This window comes from Nocardia sp. NPDC049190 (assembly GCF_040648115.1).
Taxonomy (GTDB): Bacteria; Actinomycetota; Actinomycetes; order Mycobacteriales; family Mycobacteriaceae; genus Nocardia.
On the sequence record NZ_JBEZDE010000027.1, the window covers coordinates 64,445 to 79,571 of the forward strand.

A 15,127-nucleotide genomic window follows, 5' to 3' on the forward strand; every position below is an offset into this window, starting at 1 on the left:
ATGCCGTGGTCTTGTTCTCGACGGTATGAGGGCCGATTGAGGTAGGGGCCGGAGGCCTCGTTCTGCAGAACCGCGTGGGTTGCTGGGGTGAAACTCAACCTTGGTAGAGCCACATTTGCAGTTCAGGAGGCCCTCGGTGAGTGTGTGGATACATGGGCCACCGTCGGATCCGGCGCGCAGATCGGGCGCAATGTTCATCTGGCCGGCGGTGCGGGCAGCGGTGGAATGCTGGAGCCACCCAATGCCGCTCCGGGTGATCATCGAGGACGACGCGTATCGGCTCGCGGTCGATGGTCGTCGAAAGCGCTCGTGTTCGGAAGGGTGCCAAGCTCGGTGCGGGAGTGATCCTCACCAGATCGACGCGAGTCTTCGACGCCGAGACCGGCGATGAGTTCCCGCGTCTGGCTAGCTGATCACCAGTCGCCACAACTGTGCGGGCGAAGCGATCCGCATTGGCCGACCCGACCAACCAGATCCGTGTCGGCGCAGTCCCGATCGGGCGCGACAGTGGGTTTCACCACGTTCGTCGACCGTCGAACTCACGAGTGTTGAACTCGGACTCGGGGAAACGACAAGCAACCCCGCTCGATCGAGGCCGGCTGCCAGGTCTGATACAGTCCGGCCCGAGCACTTTCGGAAGGTGAAGGCGGGATGGCGCACCGAATCATATTGGTTCCCTTGGCGATAGCACTTGCGCTCGGACTCGCCGCCTGCGGCGATGCGAACGAGGGAGCACCGGACACGACCACGACGCGGGCGGCGGGCACGAGCGGCGCGGCAACGCCACTGTTCGATCCGTGCACCGGAATTCCCGACGACGCGCTCACCGCCGCCGGACTCGTTCCGGCGACCGAACAGACCGGTGTCGGCGGTGTCAAACAGCCCGGCTGGGAGATGTGCGGATGGAAGGGCGCTGACTACACCCTCGGCGTATTCTCCACCGCCATCTCCGTGGCCGAATTCGAGCGGAAGCCGGGCAATGTCGACTTCTCCGATGTCACGGTAGCCGGACGCACCGGACGCCAGTTCCGAGTGGAGGGCGCGGGCAAGGATCAGATGTGCGACATGGTGTTTCCCGCTCGGCAGGGTCTGCTGCAACTGACCCTGGTCAACAAGAGCACAGACGCGAACCCGTGCGATCGGTTGCAGAGCGTCGGCGAGGCGATCGTCCCCGGATTGCCGAAATAGGCAACCATCCGCCCTTTGCCGGACCTCGCGGCGCCATTCCGCTCCTATAGTGACCGCCCACGGTCGGCAAGCCCGTACATCGCCGTGGAGAGCAGGCGGGCGGCCAGGTCGGAGGGTTCGACCGACCGTTCGGCCGCCCAGGCAAGTCCGAGGGCGAGCGCGATGACCTCGCTGACGGTCACATCGGGCCGGACCGAGCCGGCTTGTTGCGCGCGTTCCAACAGCCACCCGCCTGCGACACGCATCTGAACGCAGGGCGCGTGCAGTCCCGACCCCTCATCCGCCAGCGCATTCATGATCGACTCCGGCAGACCCTGATATGTAGCTGATCCAGCAGCCAGTTCGCCGAGCCACGTCATGAGCGCTTCGCCCGGCGCGGATGCGGAAAGCAGGCTGTCGGCCCGAGCGCGCAGTGCGTCGAAGTTGGCGTTGACCAGGGCTTCGAGCAGTGCTTCACGGGTGGGAAAGTGGCGATAGAGCGTGCCGATGCCAACGCCCGCGCGACGGGCTATGTCGCGCAGTGAAGCATTTGTGCCGTGCTCGGCGACGGCCTCCCTCGCCGCAGCCAGAAGCAGGTCACGGTTTTTGCGGGCATCAGCACGAGACGGCGGCAAGATCAGCACCTCACTCGAATCGGAGCGACGCTCCGTTGACTACCGGAGCAGTGCTCCGAATAATCCGAGGCACCGCCCCACCCTACCGGAGCGACGCTCCGGGTGGGGCGCCGAAAGCGCTCGCTCCAGCGGGCAAGCCAGCCGCGCCGGTGCGCCGGCCCGCCATTCCACCCCAGCGCACGACCTACCCCGCAAACGCTCGAGGAGCATCACAGTGACATCCCCCGCAGCCCGAGCGCTGTCCCGGCCGTTCAGCCTGGGACGGCTGACCGTCCCCAACCGGATAACCATGTCCCCGATGACCCGGTCATTCTCGCCCGGAGGAGTCCCCGGCGAGGACGTAGCCGCCTACTACGCTCGGCGCACGCAGCCGGAGTGGGTCTGATCATCACCAGGAAAGTCCTGGACGGGCGGGGCGAGGGCTTTGTTCGCCACGGTGCGCAGAAGCTGTTCGGCTGGTTCTCCGGCGGGAGGCTCGAAGGCACAGGACAGTTCTTCACCTCCGTCGGCTATCCGTCGGGGAAGACGATGGCTGTGGCGGCCGGGCTGAGCGAACTACTCGGAGGGGTCGGCCTCGCGCTGGGCCTCCTGACCCCGCTCGCTGGGGCCGCGGTCGTCGGAATCATGGTCAACGCCGTGGCCGTGAAGTGGAGCGGCAGCTTCTTCGCCCCGACGGGCGTGGAGTATGAACTCACCCTTGCCGCAGGTGCTGCGGCACTGGCCCTCGCTGGGCCCGGCCGTTGGGCAGTGGACCGCTATCTGCCTGGCATGCGGGCGCACCGAGCGGGTTACGGCATCGTCTCCGTCCCTCGGCGTGCTCGTGGCTGCGGTTGTTCTGCTGGTCCGCACCTGATGGCAGACCACTCGACAGCCTCGCCTGACGGGTTTCCGGGCGCCTGTGGTTCTGGCACGCGGCGCCGGCGCGGCCGGTGGGTGCTGCGGCGACCCTCCACCGCCGCGGGCCGAGTCGCGCCGCTATTCATCCGCGAGAATACCCAGTACCGCGTCGGACGTGTAGAAAGGTGCGAGGCGCTCGCGAATGAGCCAGGCCAGCACGCCATTCTTCTTCGCGCCTTCGATCACCGCCGGTCCGTACCGCAAGATCTCCTTCGCGATGTCGTCGCCGATGAGTCCGAGTTCGGGCAGCATCGCGGCCAGGGTGTAGTCGCCGTACTTGGTGAAAAACACCTCGACGCACTCGTCGACGAGCAAGCCGAAGTATTCCTTCTCCCGAGTGGTGACCGCAATTTCATAGCAGTGCAGCACCAGTTCGTTGAGATCTTTTCGACTCAGGTATTCGCGTAGACCGCTGACCGGCTCATCGGCATGCAGATCCCAGAATTCCATCGCGGCGTCGTGCACTGGGGCATCCCGCAGCATCTCCCGGATGGCGTTGTTGGTGCGCTTGAGCGCGAACAGCGCGCCCTTGCCCGCCAGATCGCCCACGAAACTGTTGTCGGCGGCCTTCCTGGCCCGGTTGGCGGCGGACTGCCCGAGCGACATGAGCGAGGAGACGCCCGGGATCTTCTCGGCGCGCTCCCGGTTGGCCTGCACGAAGTCGTTGATCAGCTTGTCGACGAACTTCGAGGCGACCGCGGCGACCAGCGGACTCTCGGTGAGGCGGTCCAGGATGCGCTCCTGAGCCTGGTGCATGCCGAAGATCTTCTCCAGCAGCGCCTCGACCGGCTCGCGGTCGACCACCTCACCGAGCGTGTAGTCGTGGTTGGTGGCGATATGGTCGTACACGGAGTCCGCGAGCACGCCGACCAGATCGGCGAGCACCGGACTGCCGCCGATCAGATCGACGACGGTGCGGACGCTGTCCTTGGCCTGCTCGATCTCGACCATGTCGCGCAGGACCAGTGTGTCGGCGACCGCGAGGACGGCTTGGGTGTCGCGCGCGACCACCTCCGCGAAGCGGTCGCCGGTCACCTCGGCGAGCAGGAAGTCCACCTGGGCGTCCAGCAGCCGTTCGGCGATCTCACGCGGCGCACTCATCGATTTCCACCCATCACAGTCGTAGTCCGGTGCGCCCGGGCGAGACTACGGTTCGCGTGTTTCGAGGTCGTTGCCGCGCAACGATTTCCGTATCCGATCCAGGCGCTCACGCGCGGCTTTCTCGCGCGCCTGCCATTGTTCGTCCACGCCACGGCCCGCCGGGGTCTGCCGGTCGAGCTCGTCCATCCCCTGCGCGGTGCCGAAACGCTGCTCGACCTTATCGCGAACTGACTCGAAAGTAGGAACACCGGATGACGAATATCCACCGCTCGATGTGGACGTCGGGACACCCGACGGCGGCACCGGGCCCGCCGGTTCCCCGGACATGCGTGCGACCTGCCCGGATCTGTCCGGCGCCGCCGTGGGGCCGGCGGTGGGCACACCCGACGTGTCCGGACTCACATCGACCGCCGCCCCCGCATCACCACTCTCGACGAGTCCGAGCAATGCCGCGCGCACCATCGCGAAACCGGGACGTTCCGCCGTCGCGACCAGCACAACCCCGGCCAATTCCGGGTCGGACAGCGCCGCCAACCGCCCCGCGATCTCGCTCTTGTCCGTCATACCGCCAGGCTACGCAGTCACACCTACCGCGCGCGGTTCATCGGACCAGGGCGCCCGCCCAGTCGCGAACGAGTTCGTACCAGGCCGAGCCGCCGACGACGATCAAGTCGTTGTGCCCCGCGCCCGGGAACACGACGAGCCGTTTCGGCTCCGGCGCCGCGGCGTAGAGCCGTTCGGCATGCCGCAGCGGCAACAGTTCATCCTGATCGCCGTGCATGATCAGCACCGGGGCGCGCAGCGCGCGGATGCGGCGCTCGCTCGGATAGGCGTTCGGCACGAGTGGGGCGGGCAGGAACGGATACACCGAGCGGGCCGCGTCCCGGATACCGGTGAACGTGGACATCAGCATGAGTCCAGCCGGCGGATGTTCCTGCGCCAGTTCGAGCGCGACGCCGCCGCCGAGCGACTTGCCCAAGTACAGCACCCGGCTCGGGTCGACTTCCGGTCGCGCCAGCAGCGCCTGGCGCGCGGCCCTGGCATCGAGATAGGTGCCGTGCTCGGTAGGCCTGCCGGTGCTGCGCCCGTAGCCGCGGTAATCGAATGCCAGCACGTCGAATCCGGCCTCGGTGAGCAAGGCGAAGATCGGCAACCGGTCGCCGATGTTGCCCGCGTTGCCATGCGCGAACAGAATGTGTCCGATCGAGCCTCGCGCGGGAATCCACCAGGCGTGCAGCGTCTCCCCATCCGTCGTGCGCGGCGACAGCTCGGTGTAATCCATGCCGAGCAGGGCCGGGGTCTGCAGCACCGCCCGCTCCGGCAGGTAGGTCAGTGCGTTCAGGATCGGACTGGCCGGATGTCGCATGCCCACGTTCTTACTCCCTGTCGGCGCCGTGGGGGCACGCAGGTCGCGCTGTTCGCTTCGCTACGGCGTCCGAGCAGGCACAGGTTGCGCGGCACGGACGTCGAGGCCGTGCGGCCTCGTGGCCGCACGGTCTCGACGAACGGCGTGGATCAGCCACGCAATACCGCGCCGACGGCGTCGGCTGCCGCCGCGACGGCCGCGTCGCGCGCCGCGCTCGCCTCGTCCTCGGTCAGCGTCCGGTCGGTGGCGCGGAAGCGCAGGGCGTAGGTGAGCGACTTGCGTCCCTCCCCCGCCTGGGCGCCTTCGTACACGTCGAACAGCGCGATGTCCTCCAGCAGATCGCCGCCGCCGGTGCGCAACGCCGACTCCACCGACGCCGCCGGGATCGCCTTCCCGACGCTCACCGAGACGTCCTGCAGCACCGCGGGGAACGGCGACACGGTCGGAACCGGCCGGGATTCCCGCAACGGCAGGGCGTCCAGATCGAGTTCGAGGGCACAGGTGCGCGGCGGCAGACCGGATCGTTCCAACACGGCAGGGTGCAGTTCGCCCGCGTAGCCGACGACCGTTCCTTCGACGACCAGCTCGGCACAGCGGCCGGGGTGCCACGGCAGATAGGCGGCGGCGCGGCGCTCGATGATCACTCCGGCCGCGTCTGCCACGGCATCGGCGAGGGCGAATGCGTCGGCGGCTTCAGCAGCGCGGCCCTGCCCCCACGGTCCGCGGGGCTCACGACGCCCGGTCAGAACAGCGGCGACGTGTACCGGCTGGGCGGGCAGCGAGTCGAGCAATTCGGCGATCTGGTCGTCGGTGGGTCGCCGATCCACCGGCAGCGCCGCGACCGGCCTGGTGTTCGGTCCGGGCAGCACGACCTGCGCGATGCCGTAGATGGCGCCGTCGCGCGCGCCGCGCGAGATATTCCGGGCAGCCACCTCGAGCAGGCCGGGCAGCAACGTCGTGGCCAGCTCGGCGCGTTCGACATCGAGCGGGTTCAGCACGCGCGTGGTGGTGCGCCGCGGGTCGTCCGCGTCCAGACCCCAAGTATCGAACACCCCGGCGGGCAAGAATACCGGCGGCGGCACCTCTACACAGCCCGCGAAGGCCAACGCGCGACTCACCGCGCGTCGGCGCAGCTGCGCCGACGTGAGCCCGCGCCCGGCCGGCGCGGCCGGCAGCACGGACGGGATCTGCTCGAGCCCCTCCAGCCGCAGCACTTCCTCCACCAGATCGGCGGGCTGGGCCAGATCGGGGCGCCAGCTCGGCGGCGTGACCACCAGTTGACCGTGTCCGGAATCGCTGACACCGACCTCGACGGCGCAGCCGATCTGGGCCAGACGGCGCGCCGAGGTCCCGGTCGGGTAAATGACGCCCGCGACGCGGTCGGCCAAGTCGATATCGATGCGAATCGGCTCGGCCGCCGGGGTCGGGACACGAAGATCGGTCAGCGCGGATTCAACGGTGCCACCGGCGATTTCGGCGAGCAGCGTGGCCGCCCGATCCAGCGCGATGACATTGATCTCGGGATCGACGACCCGCTCGTAGCGCTTGCCGGCCTCGGACACCAGCTTGTGCCTGCGCGCGGTGCGATAGACCAGCAGCGGGTTCCAGACGGCCGCCTCGAGCAGGATGTCGGTACTCTCGGCGCCGACCTCGGTGCTTGCGCCGCCCATCACACCGGCCAGCGAGACCACCCCGGAGTCGTCGGCGATCACCACATCCTCGACATCGAGCACCCGCTCGACATCGTCGAGGGTGCGCAAACTCTCGCCCTGGTTCGCGGTGCGGACCACCAGCTCGCCGGACACCTTCGCCGCGTCGAACGCGTGCAGCGGCTGACCGAGTTCGAGCATCACATAGTTGGTGACATCGACCGCGGGCGAGATCGGGCGCACACCGGACAACAGCAATCTGCGCTGCAGCCACCAGGGGCTCACCGCTGTCGGGTCGATACCGATGACCCGGCGCGCCGCGAAACGAATGCATTGGGAACTCGGCTCGACTCGAATGGCCCAGGCGTCGCGATCGTCGTCCGCCAGCGTCCGCACGGCCGGGTCGGCATAGTCGAGATCGAAACCACACGCCAGTTCGCGGGCCAGGCCGCGCACCGAGAAGCAGTAGCCGCGATCGGGCGTGATGTTCAGCTCGATGACGGTGTCATCCAGGCCGAGCAGCTCGTTGGCGTCGGTACCCGGCTCGGCGGTGCCCGGCTCCAGGATCAGGATTCCGGAATGATCCTTGCCGATCCCGAGTTCGGCCACCGAGCAGATCATGCCGTGCGAGACATGGCCGTAGGTCTTGCGCGAGGTGATCGTGAACCCGTCGGGCAGCACGCCGCCGGGCAGGACTACGACCACCAGGTCGCCGACCACGAAATTCCGCGCACCACAGATGATCTCCTGCGGCTCGGGATTACCGATATCGACCTTGCAGAAGCGGATCGGCTTCTTGAACTCGGTCAGCTCGGTGATCTCCAGAACCCGGCCGACCACCAACGGCCGCTCGATGTCCGATCCCGCCGCGCTCGCGTTCGGGTCACCGGTGACCCGCTGGAGCTTGTCGACCTCTTCGACCTCCAGTCCGACCCGGACGAATCCCGCGTCGAGCTCCTCCGGCGTCACCGACCACTGCGGGGTGGTGCGCTGGATGATGTCGGTGAGCCAGGACTGCGCTACTCGCACTTGACGTTTCGCTCTCTCGATCGAAGGGTGGGTTCAGGACCGGATACCGAAGGGCAGCGTGAACCGCACGTCCCCTTCGACGATGTCGCGCATGTCCGGGATGCCGTTGCGGAACTGCAAGGTCCGCTCCATGCCCATGCCGAACGCGAACCCGCTGTACACCTCGGGATCGATCCCACTGGCGATCAGCACCTTCGGGTTCACCATGCCGCAGCCGCCCCATTCGACCCAGCCCGCGCCGCCCTTCTTGTCCGGGAACCACACGTCGACCTCGGCGGAGGGCTCGGTGAACGGAAAGTAGTTGGGGCGCATGCGAGTACGGGTATCGGGACCGAACAGTGCCCGCGCGAACGCGTCCAGGGTGCCGCGCAGGTGCCCCATGGTCAGGCCCTTGTCCACCGCCAACCCCTCGACCTGCGAGAACACCGGCGTGTGCGTGGCGTCCAACTCGTCGGTGCGGAAGGTCCGACCGGGGCATACCACGTAGATCGGCAGGTCGCGCTCCAGCATCGAGCGCACTTGTACCGGAGAAGTGTGCGTCCGCAGCACCTGGCGCGAACCCTCCGGCGCAATGTGGAAGGTGTCCTGCATGGTGCGTGCCGGGTGGTCGGGCAGGAAGTTCAGCGCATCGAAGTTGAAGTGCTCGGTCTCCACTTCGGGACCCTCGGCGACCTCCCAGCCCATCGCGACGAATACGTCGGCGATCTGCTCGGAAATGATCGTGATCGGGTGCCGGGCACCGACAGCGCTGCGGCGCGCGGGCAGCGTCACGTCGATGGCCTCGGCGACCAGTACGGCGGCATCACGCGCGGCCAACAGCGCGGCGCGGCGGACCTCGAATGCCTCCGATACCCGGGCCCGAGCGATATTCACCCGCTTGCCCGCATCGGCCTTGGCCGATTTCGGCAGACTGCCCAGCGCGCGCTGCGCCAAGGCCAGCGGCGCTTTGCCGCCGAGATGCTCGGTTTTCGCGACCGCGAGCGCATCCAGATCGGCGGCTGCGGCGAACGCTTTCTCGGCGGCCGCCGCGGCTGCGGCCAGTGCCTCCTCGGTCAGCGCCGCGTTCTGCTCGCCTGCGTCGATGTCGTCGGCCACGATTCTCCGTCTCTCCCCTGGGGATCGATTCGCGGGCACGGCTGATCGCCTACCCGCATTGCTGCTGGTCGAATCGTATTCGATGGCTTGTGCGCGATTCACGCGGATTACCCGCTACCACAGACCAAGCGGTCTGCTAGAACGTCGTCATCCCAGGCCGCACCTCCGAAGCGGGCTGATAGCGCGCCGCGCGGGGTCCCTTCGGCGATTCCCGCGCAACGGCGTGTCGTCACGGTTTCGCCACGGCCGAGCAGGAGGTTCTCCGATCGCGCGGAAACCGCGATTCGTACCCGCTTCCGATCAGCACCGCCCCGACATTGCCGCACTGCGCGCAGCGCCCTCCCGCCGAAGCAACAGGAGGGAACGTCTGACGATGTCAGTCGGACGACGTCACGCGGCGCGGCAGCAGCAACGACACCAGCGCGCCGACCGCCACGATCGCCGCCCCGACCGCTATCGCGGGCACCAGCCCGTCGACATAGCCCTGCGGGCTGAGGTACGAACCATGCGAGGCGAAGACCGACGCCAGTACCGCGACGCCCATCGCCACGCCGACCTCACGGACTGTGTTGTTGGTGCCCGAGGCCATGGCCTGATCCGCCGCGGTGGCGCTGGCCATGACAATGGTCGACGCCGGTGCGAAGGTCAGCCCCATACCCACGCCGGCGAGCAGGAACGGTGCGACGAATGCGCCATAGTCGGCGTCCACCGACGTGATCGCCGCCATCCAGGCCAGCGCCGCGGCGAGCAGCACCTGACCGGTGGCGATCAGGGTGCGGGCGCCCACCCGGTCGACCAGCAGGCCGGCGATCGGCGCTACCACCATCGGCGCCATGGTCCACGGCATCGTGCGCAGGCCTGATTCCAGTGGGCGGTAGCCCTGCACCACCTGAAAGTATTGCGCGAGCAAAAAGATCGAACCGAACACCCCGACCGAGAACGCGAATCCGACGATGTTGCTCACACTGAACGCCCGGGAATGGAACAGCCGCAGCGGCAGCATCGGCTCCGGCGTGCGCAGTTCCCAGCCGATCAGGCCGGCCAGCAGCGCGACACCGCCGATCAGCGCGACCAGCACGCCCGTCGAGGTCCAGCCGTCGTCGGAGCCGTGGATCACGCCCCACACCACCGCGAGCACGCCGCCCGCCGAGAGCAGCAGCCCGAGCGGATCGAGGCGACGATTGTGGCCGTGCGACTCGGCGAGCACCCGCGCCGCGAAGGGCAGCGCCGCGAGCCCTACGGGCACGTTCAGCCAGAAGATCCACTGCCAACTCAATCCGTCCACCACCGCCCCGCCGATGAGTGGACCGAGCGCGACGCCGAGACCGGCGATACCACCCCAGATGCCGATGGCGGCGTTGCGCATCCGCTCCGGAACAGCCGCCGAGAGCAACGTCAGCGACAGCGGCATCACCGCCGCCGCGCCGAAGCCCTGAATCGCCCGCGCGGCGATCAGCAGGACCGGCCCGGTCGCCAGCGCACACGCCGCGGATGCCAGCGTGAACAGCGCGATGCCCGCGAGGAAGACCCTCCGCCTGCCGAGGCGGTCCCCGATGGCGGACGCGGTGAGCAGCAGCGAGGCGAACGACAGCGTATAGGCGTTCACGAACCACTGCAGATCGGTCAGCGAGGCGCCCAGCGCGGTGCGGATCACCGGCAGCGCGTTGGTGACGACCAGGTTGTCCAGCGTGACCATGAACATCGGGATGCCGACGGCGGCCAGCACGGCGGCCAGCGCACGTCCGCCGAGGGCGGCCGCGGGCGGTTCGACTGGTACCGCGAGGGTTTCGAGAGACTCGGTCATGGCGAATCCTTGTTGTAATTGACTGATAACTAACTGTCGGCCGGAAGCGTATGCATTGACTGATAACATGTCAAGGTCGGCACCGAGCAGAGGAGACGGAGCACCACGATGGCGCGTTCGACCAGAACCAGGATGACCGCCACCGAACGCGGCGAGGAGGTGCTGCGCGCGGCCGTCGACGCGTTCGCAGAATCCGGCTACGCGGCCACCAAGACCGACGAAATCGCCAGGCGCGCGGGCGTTTCGCAGCCGTACGTCATTCGACTCTTCGGCACCAAGCGGCAGTTGTTCCTCGCCGCGCTACACCGCGCCTGCGACCGGATCGAGGAGATCTTCAGATCCTCGCGCGCCCAAGCACCCCCTGCGACAAGCCCCGAAGAGGCGCTCCTCGCGCTGGGCAAGGGCTACAAGACGTTCCTCGCCGAGCGAGAGCTGCTCCAACTGCTGCTCCACGGCTTCGCCGCCAGCACGGATCCCGAGATCGGCGATGACGTGCGCGCACGCTTCGGCCGGATCTACGCCCTGGCGCGGGACCTGACCGGCGCCCCGGAATCCGAGGCGCGTCGGTTCCTGGCCACCGGGATGCTGCTCACGGTGATGAGCGCAATGCGAGTCGCGGGGCCCGACGCCGTGCCCACACCATGGGCGCAGCAGATTCTGGCGGATCTCGGAAACAACGGGGATTGACCTGTCAGGCAGTCTTTCCCGCGGCCCGGTCTCCGCGCAGCCACACCGCTCGGTGTCCGCGATTCGGTGACCTCCAGGACAGGCAGCCGGTGCGACGGGAGGGGGATCAGGATTCCACGCGATAGCGCACGCGTGAGTTCGCGTAGAGGCAGATCGCGGCCGCGGTGGCCAGATTCAGGCTTTCCGCGCGGCCGCGAATCGGGATACGAAGGCGATGATCGGCGCGCTCCGCCACCGCGAGGTCCAAGCCGTGTGCCTCGTTGCCGAACAGCCACGCGACCGGCTGGGTGAAAAGTTCATCGGCGTCATCCAAGTCGACCTCGCCGTTCGCGGCGGTCGCGAGAATGGTGATGCCCGCCGCCGCGATCGCATCCAGCGCTGACGCGGCATCCCGGTGCCGCGCGATCGGCACATGGAAAATGCTGCCCGCGCTGGCCCGCACGCACTTCCCGTTGTGCGGATCGACAGTGTCCCCCGCCAGCACAACACCGTCCGCGCCGACCGAATCGGCGACTCGGACGAGCGTTCCGGCATTGCCCGGCTCGGCCATCTCGACAGGCACAGCCAGCATTCGCGGGCCGGTGTCGAGTATGCGCGCCAAGGGCACGTCGAGCAGGTCGCACACCGCGACCAATCCCGGCGCCGTGACAGTTTCGCTCAGATGCTGCGCAGCGCGGTCACCGACCAGTGTGGTGCGGACCCCCGCGGCGGCCGCGCCGGCGATCAGCGCGTGCTCGCGCTCCGCGGCGGTCGTCGAGTAGAACAGCTCGCGCACTCGCCCGGTGTCCAGTGCCGCGGCGACGGCATTGGCACCCTCGGCAAGGAATCGGCCCTCTTTCTTGCGCTGCGCGCTGCGGTGCAGCTTGACAGCGGAAACGACCCGCGGATTGCGCTCGCTGAGCGCCTCCACGGGCCGTTTCGGCAGGTGTCCGGGTGTCAACGGATTGCGGCTCATGACTACTACGCCTCGCCGACGCTCGGCTCGATCATGCCCCGAGGGCACCGCGTCCGATGAGTCGTTCGCTCATGCCGCCGGAGCGTTGACGTCCTGCGGCAGGGCGGCCTTGGCGACCGCGACGAGACCGGCGAACGCATCGGCATCCGATACCGCGAGCTCGGCCAGGATCTTGCGGTCCACCTCCACACCGGCGGCCTTCAGGCCCTGGATGAAGCGGTTGTAGGTGATGTCGTTGATCCGCGCCGCGGCGTTGATGCGGGCAATCCACAGCTTGCGGAAATCGCCCTTGCGCGCCCGGCGGTCCCGGTAGGCGTAGGTGAGCGAGTGCAGCTGCTGTTCCTTGGCCTTGCGGTACAGCCGCGAGCGCTGGCCGCGGTAGCCCTTGGAGGCCTCGAGGATGGAACGGCGCTTCTTCTGAGCGTTGACGGCCCTTTTGACGCGTGCCACTGGTCAGTCCTGTTCGATCTGGGGGCGCGGGCAGCGCCCGGAAATTGGTCGGGGTTGGCGCCGGAGCGTCTCCGGTCGCGATGTGCTGGTAGCTAGTCTGCGCAGCAGCGCAATCAGATAGCGAGCAGCTTCTTCACGCGACGGACGTCGGCAGCCGCGACGACCTCCGTGCCGTCCAGACGACGGGTCCGACGGGTCGGCTTGTGCTCCAACAGGTGGCGACGGTTGGCCTGCTGGCGAATCAGCTTGCCTTTACCGGACAACTTGAATCGCTTCGAGGCGCCGCTGTGGCGCTTCATCTTCGGCATGATTCCTCTATCTGTCGTGCCGGCGGCCCGCCAGGACCGCCGGTGTTCTGATCGCTGTTACTGCGGAGGCGCCGCTTCGGCCTGCTCCGCGGCCGGCGCACCGGCCGGCGCGGCGCTGGGCGCCGGGCGCGGGGCCGACTCCTGCTGCGCCTTCACCCGCGTCTTCGCACCCTTGTGCGGGGCGAGGACCATGGTCATATTGCGACCGTCCTGCTTGGCCGAGGTTTCCACGAAACCCAGGTCGGCGACGTCGGAGGCCAGCCGCTGCAGCAGCCGGAACCCGAGTTCGGGCCTGGACTGTTCGCGACCCCGGAACATGATCGTCACCTTGACCTTCGACCCGGCCTCGAGGAAGCGGACAACATTGCGCTTCTTGGTCTCGTAGTCGTGGTCGTCGATCTTGGGGCGGAGCTTCTGCTCCTTGATCACGGTCTGCTGCTGGTTCTTCCGGGACTCGCGCGCCTTCTGCGCCGTCTCGTACTTGAACTTGCCGTAGTCCATGATCTTGCAGACCGGCGGACGAGCGTCCGGGGCCACCTCGACCAGATCGAGGTCGGCTTCGAGGGCGACGCGTAGTGCATCTTCAACACGCACGATCCCAACCTGCTCGCCGCCAGGTCCGATGAGCCGGACTTCGGGAACACGGATGCGATCGTTGATGCGGGTCTCAGTGCTGATGGGGCCTCCTAGGTCAAGCGGTGTGGTCGGACGACCGCACGCAATAACTGCAACCCCTGTTCAACACAAAGGCCCCGATGCGATATTCCGCACGGGACCCGAGGTCGACCGATCGCCGATCACGAGAACTCTCGGATCGACTCCCGCGCGACGGTCCTCCCACGAGAACCGAGGCACAAGAAACCCGCCCTCGAAAGGACGGGTGACCGGACCGTTTGACCGGACGATCACTCGTCGGCAACGGTGGGAGTCGGGCTCCACTTATCAGACCCCGAGCAAGCCCGGGGTGGTCGTCAGCAGGCAGTCTAACATTCCATTCGACTATCACCGAATCGGCCGGAAAACCCCGGATAATCCCTTGCCGGCCGGCTCTGCGCGTGCCACCCTCCCCCGATGCTCACATCACGCCGCGACCTGCTGCGCTGGCAGTTCGATCTGACCTGGTCGCTCGCCGGGATCCACCTCGACGCGCTCACACACGGTGACTTTCTCTGGGAGCCCGCCGAGCTCGTCTGGACGGTACGCCCGGAGGCCGACGGGATGTGGCGGCCGGATTGGGCCGATACCGAACCCGACCCCCTCCCTGTCCCGACGATCGGCTGGCTCACCTGGCACATCGAGTGGTGGTGGAGCACGGCGATCGACCACGCCGAGGGACGACCCCCCTCCGCGCGGGATCAGGTGCCCTGGCCGGGCTCAGGCGCCGCGGCGATCGCCGGCCTCCACAACCTGCGCGAGCGATGGTTGCGAGTGCTCGACGGACTCACCGAAGTCGAACTGGACCGGGCGGCCACCTATCCGTGGCCAGCCGATGCCGGATTGACCCTTGCGCATCTGGCCGGGTGGGTGAACGCGGAGTTGATGAAGAACATCGCAGAGATCGGCCACCTCCGGATGCTGCGCGCGGCGTCGCTAGCCTGAACGACATGACTGAAGAGCCCGACACCTCCGTGCGCGAACTGGCCGACATCCCCGCGGTCGAGGTGATCAGCCGCGCCGCCGTAATGCTGATGAGTTCGGCGGCGGAGAAACTCGGGCTCGCCGACGAGAACCCGGACGCCAGCCCACGTCGCGATCTGGACGAGGCTCGGCGCGTGATCACCGCACTGGCCGGACTGGTCACCGCGTCGGTGGAGTATCTCGGCCCCCATGCCGGACCGATCCGGGAAGGGCTGCAGTCCTTGCAACGCGCCTTCCGCGAAACCTCCGCCCACCCCGACGAACCAGGAAAAGGTCCAGGCGAGAAGTACACCGGCCCGGTCTACTGACTCCCGCCGCCGAGCCGAAGCCAGCAGAAAATTTCCCT

The 15,127-nt window shown here is 67.8% G+C and carries 15 protein-coding genes and 2 pseudogenes; 6 read left to right on the plus strand and 11 right to left on the minus strand.

Translation table 11 applies throughout. From position 1 onward, the window contains the following. Positions 1 to 678: 678 nt before the first annotated feature. The gene (locus AB0B25_RS22485; protein WP_357182694.1) at positions 679 to 1,188 is read left to right on the plus strand and encodes a DUF3558 domain-containing protein; all 510 of its coding nucleotides are present in this window, start codon (positions 679 to 681) and stop codon (positions 1,186 to 1,188) included. Between the two features lie 44 nt (positions 1,189 to 1,232). On the opposite strand, the gene AB0B25_RS22490 is transcribed toward AB0B25_RS22485, so the two are convergent. Beyond that, a complete protein-coding gene (locus AB0B25_RS22490) occupies positions 1,233 to 1,802 on the minus strand; it encodes a helix-turn-helix domain-containing protein (RefSeq protein ID WP_357182697.1) in 570 nt (189 codons plus the stop codon). Positions 1,803 to 2,010: 208 nt separating this feature from the next. Here AB0B25_RS22490 and AB0B25_RS22495 point away from each other — a divergent pair. Both AB0B25_RS22495 and AB0B25_RS22500 read left to right on the plus strand, forming a co-directional pair. Next, positions 2,011 to 2,195, plus strand: a pseudogene (locus AB0B25_RS22495) (12-oxophytodienoate reductase); the annotation flags it as partial. Then, positions 2,178 to 2,384 (plus strand): annotated as a pseudogene (locus tag AB0B25_RS22500) (DoxX family protein); the annotation flags it as partial. The pseudogenes AB0B25_RS22495 and AB0B25_RS22500, both read left to right, overlap by 18 nt. A gap of 393 nt (positions 2,385 to 2,777) precedes the next feature. Here AB0B25_RS22500 and AB0B25_RS22505 read toward each other — a convergent pair. The 6 genes from AB0B25_RS22505 to AB0B25_RS22530 form a co-directional block, all read right to left on the minus strand. Then, positions 2,778 to 3,800, minus strand: a complete 1,023-nt coding sequence (locus AB0B25_RS22505; protein ID WP_357182700.1) for a hypothetical protein — start codon at positions 3,798 to 3,800, stop codon at positions 2,778 to 2,780. Positions 3,801 to 3,845: 45 nt separating this feature from the next. Further along, positions 3,846 to 4,364 carry a hypothetical protein gene (locus AB0B25_RS22510; RefSeq protein WP_357182703.1) on the minus strand — a complete coding sequence of 173 codons (519 nt, stop codon included), beginning with the start codon at positions 4,362 to 4,364 and terminating at the stop codon, positions 3,846 to 3,848. A gap of 37 nt (positions 4,365 to 4,401) precedes the next feature. Beyond that, positions 4,402 to 5,166, minus strand: a complete 765-nt coding sequence (locus AB0B25_RS22515; protein WP_357182773.1) for an alpha/beta hydrolase — start codon at positions 5,164 to 5,166, stop codon at positions 4,402 to 4,404. Between the two features lie 149 nt (positions 5,167 to 5,315). Beyond that, the gene (pheT, locus tag AB0B25_RS22520) at positions 5,316 to 7,844 is read right to left on the minus strand and encodes a phenylalanine--tRNA ligase subunit beta (protein ID WP_357182706.1); all 2,529 of its coding nucleotides are present in this window, start codon (positions 7,842 to 7,844) and stop codon (positions 5,316 to 5,318) included. A gap of 33 nt (positions 7,845 to 7,877) precedes the next feature. Further along, positions 7,878 to 8,939: a phenylalanine--tRNA ligase subunit alpha gene (gene pheS / locus AB0B25_RS22525; RefSeq protein WP_357182709.1), complete on the minus strand. Its 1,062-nt coding sequence runs from the start codon at positions 8,937 to 8,939 to the stop codon at positions 7,878 to 7,880. A gap of 376 nt (positions 8,940 to 9,315) precedes the next feature. Further along, positions 9,316 to 10,812 carry an MFS transporter gene (locus AB0B25_RS22530; protein ID WP_357182712.1) on the minus strand — a complete coding sequence of 499 codons (1,497 nt, stop codon included), beginning with the start codon at positions 10,810 to 10,812 and terminating at the stop codon, positions 9,316 to 9,318. 39 nt (positions 10,813 to 10,851) lie between these two features. Here AB0B25_RS22530 and AB0B25_RS22535 point away from each other — a divergent pair, with 39 nt between their 5' ends. Next, complete coding sequence (locus AB0B25_RS22535; protein WP_357182715.1) at positions 10,852 to 11,430, plus strand: TetR/AcrR family transcriptional regulator; 579 nt, start codon at positions 10,852 to 10,854, stop codon at positions 11,428 to 11,430. Positions 11,431 to 11,536: 106 nt separating this feature from the next. Here AB0B25_RS22535 and AB0B25_RS22540 read toward each other — a convergent pair whose 3' ends face one another. The 4 genes from AB0B25_RS22540 to infC all read right to left on the minus strand — a co-directional run bounded on the left by AB0B25_RS22540 (position 11,537) and on the right by infC (position 13,866). Beyond that, positions 11,537 to 12,340, minus strand: a complete 804-nt coding sequence (locus tag AB0B25_RS22540; protein WP_357182776.1) for an RNA methyltransferase — start codon at positions 12,338 to 12,340, stop codon at positions 11,537 to 11,539. A gap of 114 nt (positions 12,341 to 12,454) precedes the next feature. Beyond that, complete coding sequence (gene rplT / locus AB0B25_RS22545; protein WP_357182718.1) at positions 12,455 to 12,835, minus strand: 50S ribosomal protein L20; 381 nt, start codon at positions 12,833 to 12,835, stop codon at positions 12,455 to 12,457. A 113-nt stretch (positions 12,836 to 12,948) separates the two neighbouring features. Next, positions 12,949 to 13,143, minus strand: coding sequence for a 50S ribosomal protein L35 (gene rpmI, locus AB0B25_RS22550; RefSeq protein ID WP_357079038.1), 195 nt, complete (start codon positions 13,141 to 13,143; stop codon positions 12,949 to 12,951). 57 nt (positions 13,144 to 13,200) lie between these two features. Beyond that, positions 13,201 to 13,866, minus strand: a complete 666-nt coding sequence (gene infC / locus AB0B25_RS22555; protein WP_357079097.1) for a translation initiation factor IF-3 — start codon at positions 13,864 to 13,866, stop codon at positions 13,201 to 13,203. Positions 13,867 to 14,214: 348 nt separating this feature from the next. Here infC and AB0B25_RS22560 point away from each other — a divergent pair, with 348 nt between their 5' ends. Further along, positions 14,215 to 14,742: a DinB family protein gene (locus AB0B25_RS22560; RefSeq protein WP_357182721.1), complete on the plus strand. Its 528-nt coding sequence runs from the start codon at positions 14,215 to 14,217 to the stop codon at positions 14,740 to 14,742. A gap of 5 nt (positions 14,743 to 14,747) precedes the next feature. After that, positions 14,748 to 15,089, plus strand: a complete 342-nt coding sequence (locus AB0B25_RS22565; protein WP_357182724.1) for a DUF1844 domain-containing protein — start codon at positions 14,748 to 14,750, stop codon at positions 15,087 to 15,089. The last annotated feature ends 38 nt before the right edge of the window (positions 15,090 to 15,127 follow it).

What these genes read in the sequence shown, in the direction of transcription:
- AB0B25_RS22505 (WP_357182700.1), bottom strand. Translation starts at nt 3,800, where the DNA reads ATGAGTGCGCCGCGTGAGATCGCCGAACGGCTGCTGGACGCCCAGGTG.
- AB0B25_RS22510 (WP_357182703.1), bottom strand. Translation starts at nt 4,364, where the DNA reads ATGACGGACAAGAGCGAGATCGCGGGGCGGTTGGCGGCGCTGTCCGAC.
- AB0B25_RS22515 (WP_357182773.1), bottom strand. Translation starts at nt 5,166, where the DNA reads ATGCGACATCCGGCCAGTCCGATCCTGAACGCACTGACCTACCTGCCG.
- AB0B25_RS22530 (WP_357182712.1), bottom strand. Translation starts at nt 10,812, where the DNA reads ATGTTATCAGTCAATGCATACGCTTCCGGCCGACAGTTAGTTATCAGT.
- AB0B25_RS22535 (WP_357182715.1), top strand. Translation starts at nt 10,852, where the DNA reads ATGGCGCGTTCGACCAGAACCAGGATGACCGCCACCGAACGCGGCGAG.
- rpmI (WP_357079038.1), bottom strand. Translation starts at nt 13,143, where the DNA reads ATGCCGAAGATGAAGCGCCACAGCGGCGCCTCGAAGCGATTCAAGTTG.
- AB0B25_RS22560 (WP_357182721.1), top strand. Translation starts at nt 14,215, where the DNA reads ATGCTCACATCACGCCGCGACCTGCTGCGCTGGCAGTTCGATCTGACC.
- AB0B25_RS22565 (WP_357182724.1), top strand. Translation starts at nt 14,748, where the DNA reads ATGACTGAAGAGCCCGACACCTCCGTGCGCGAACTGGCCGACATCCCC.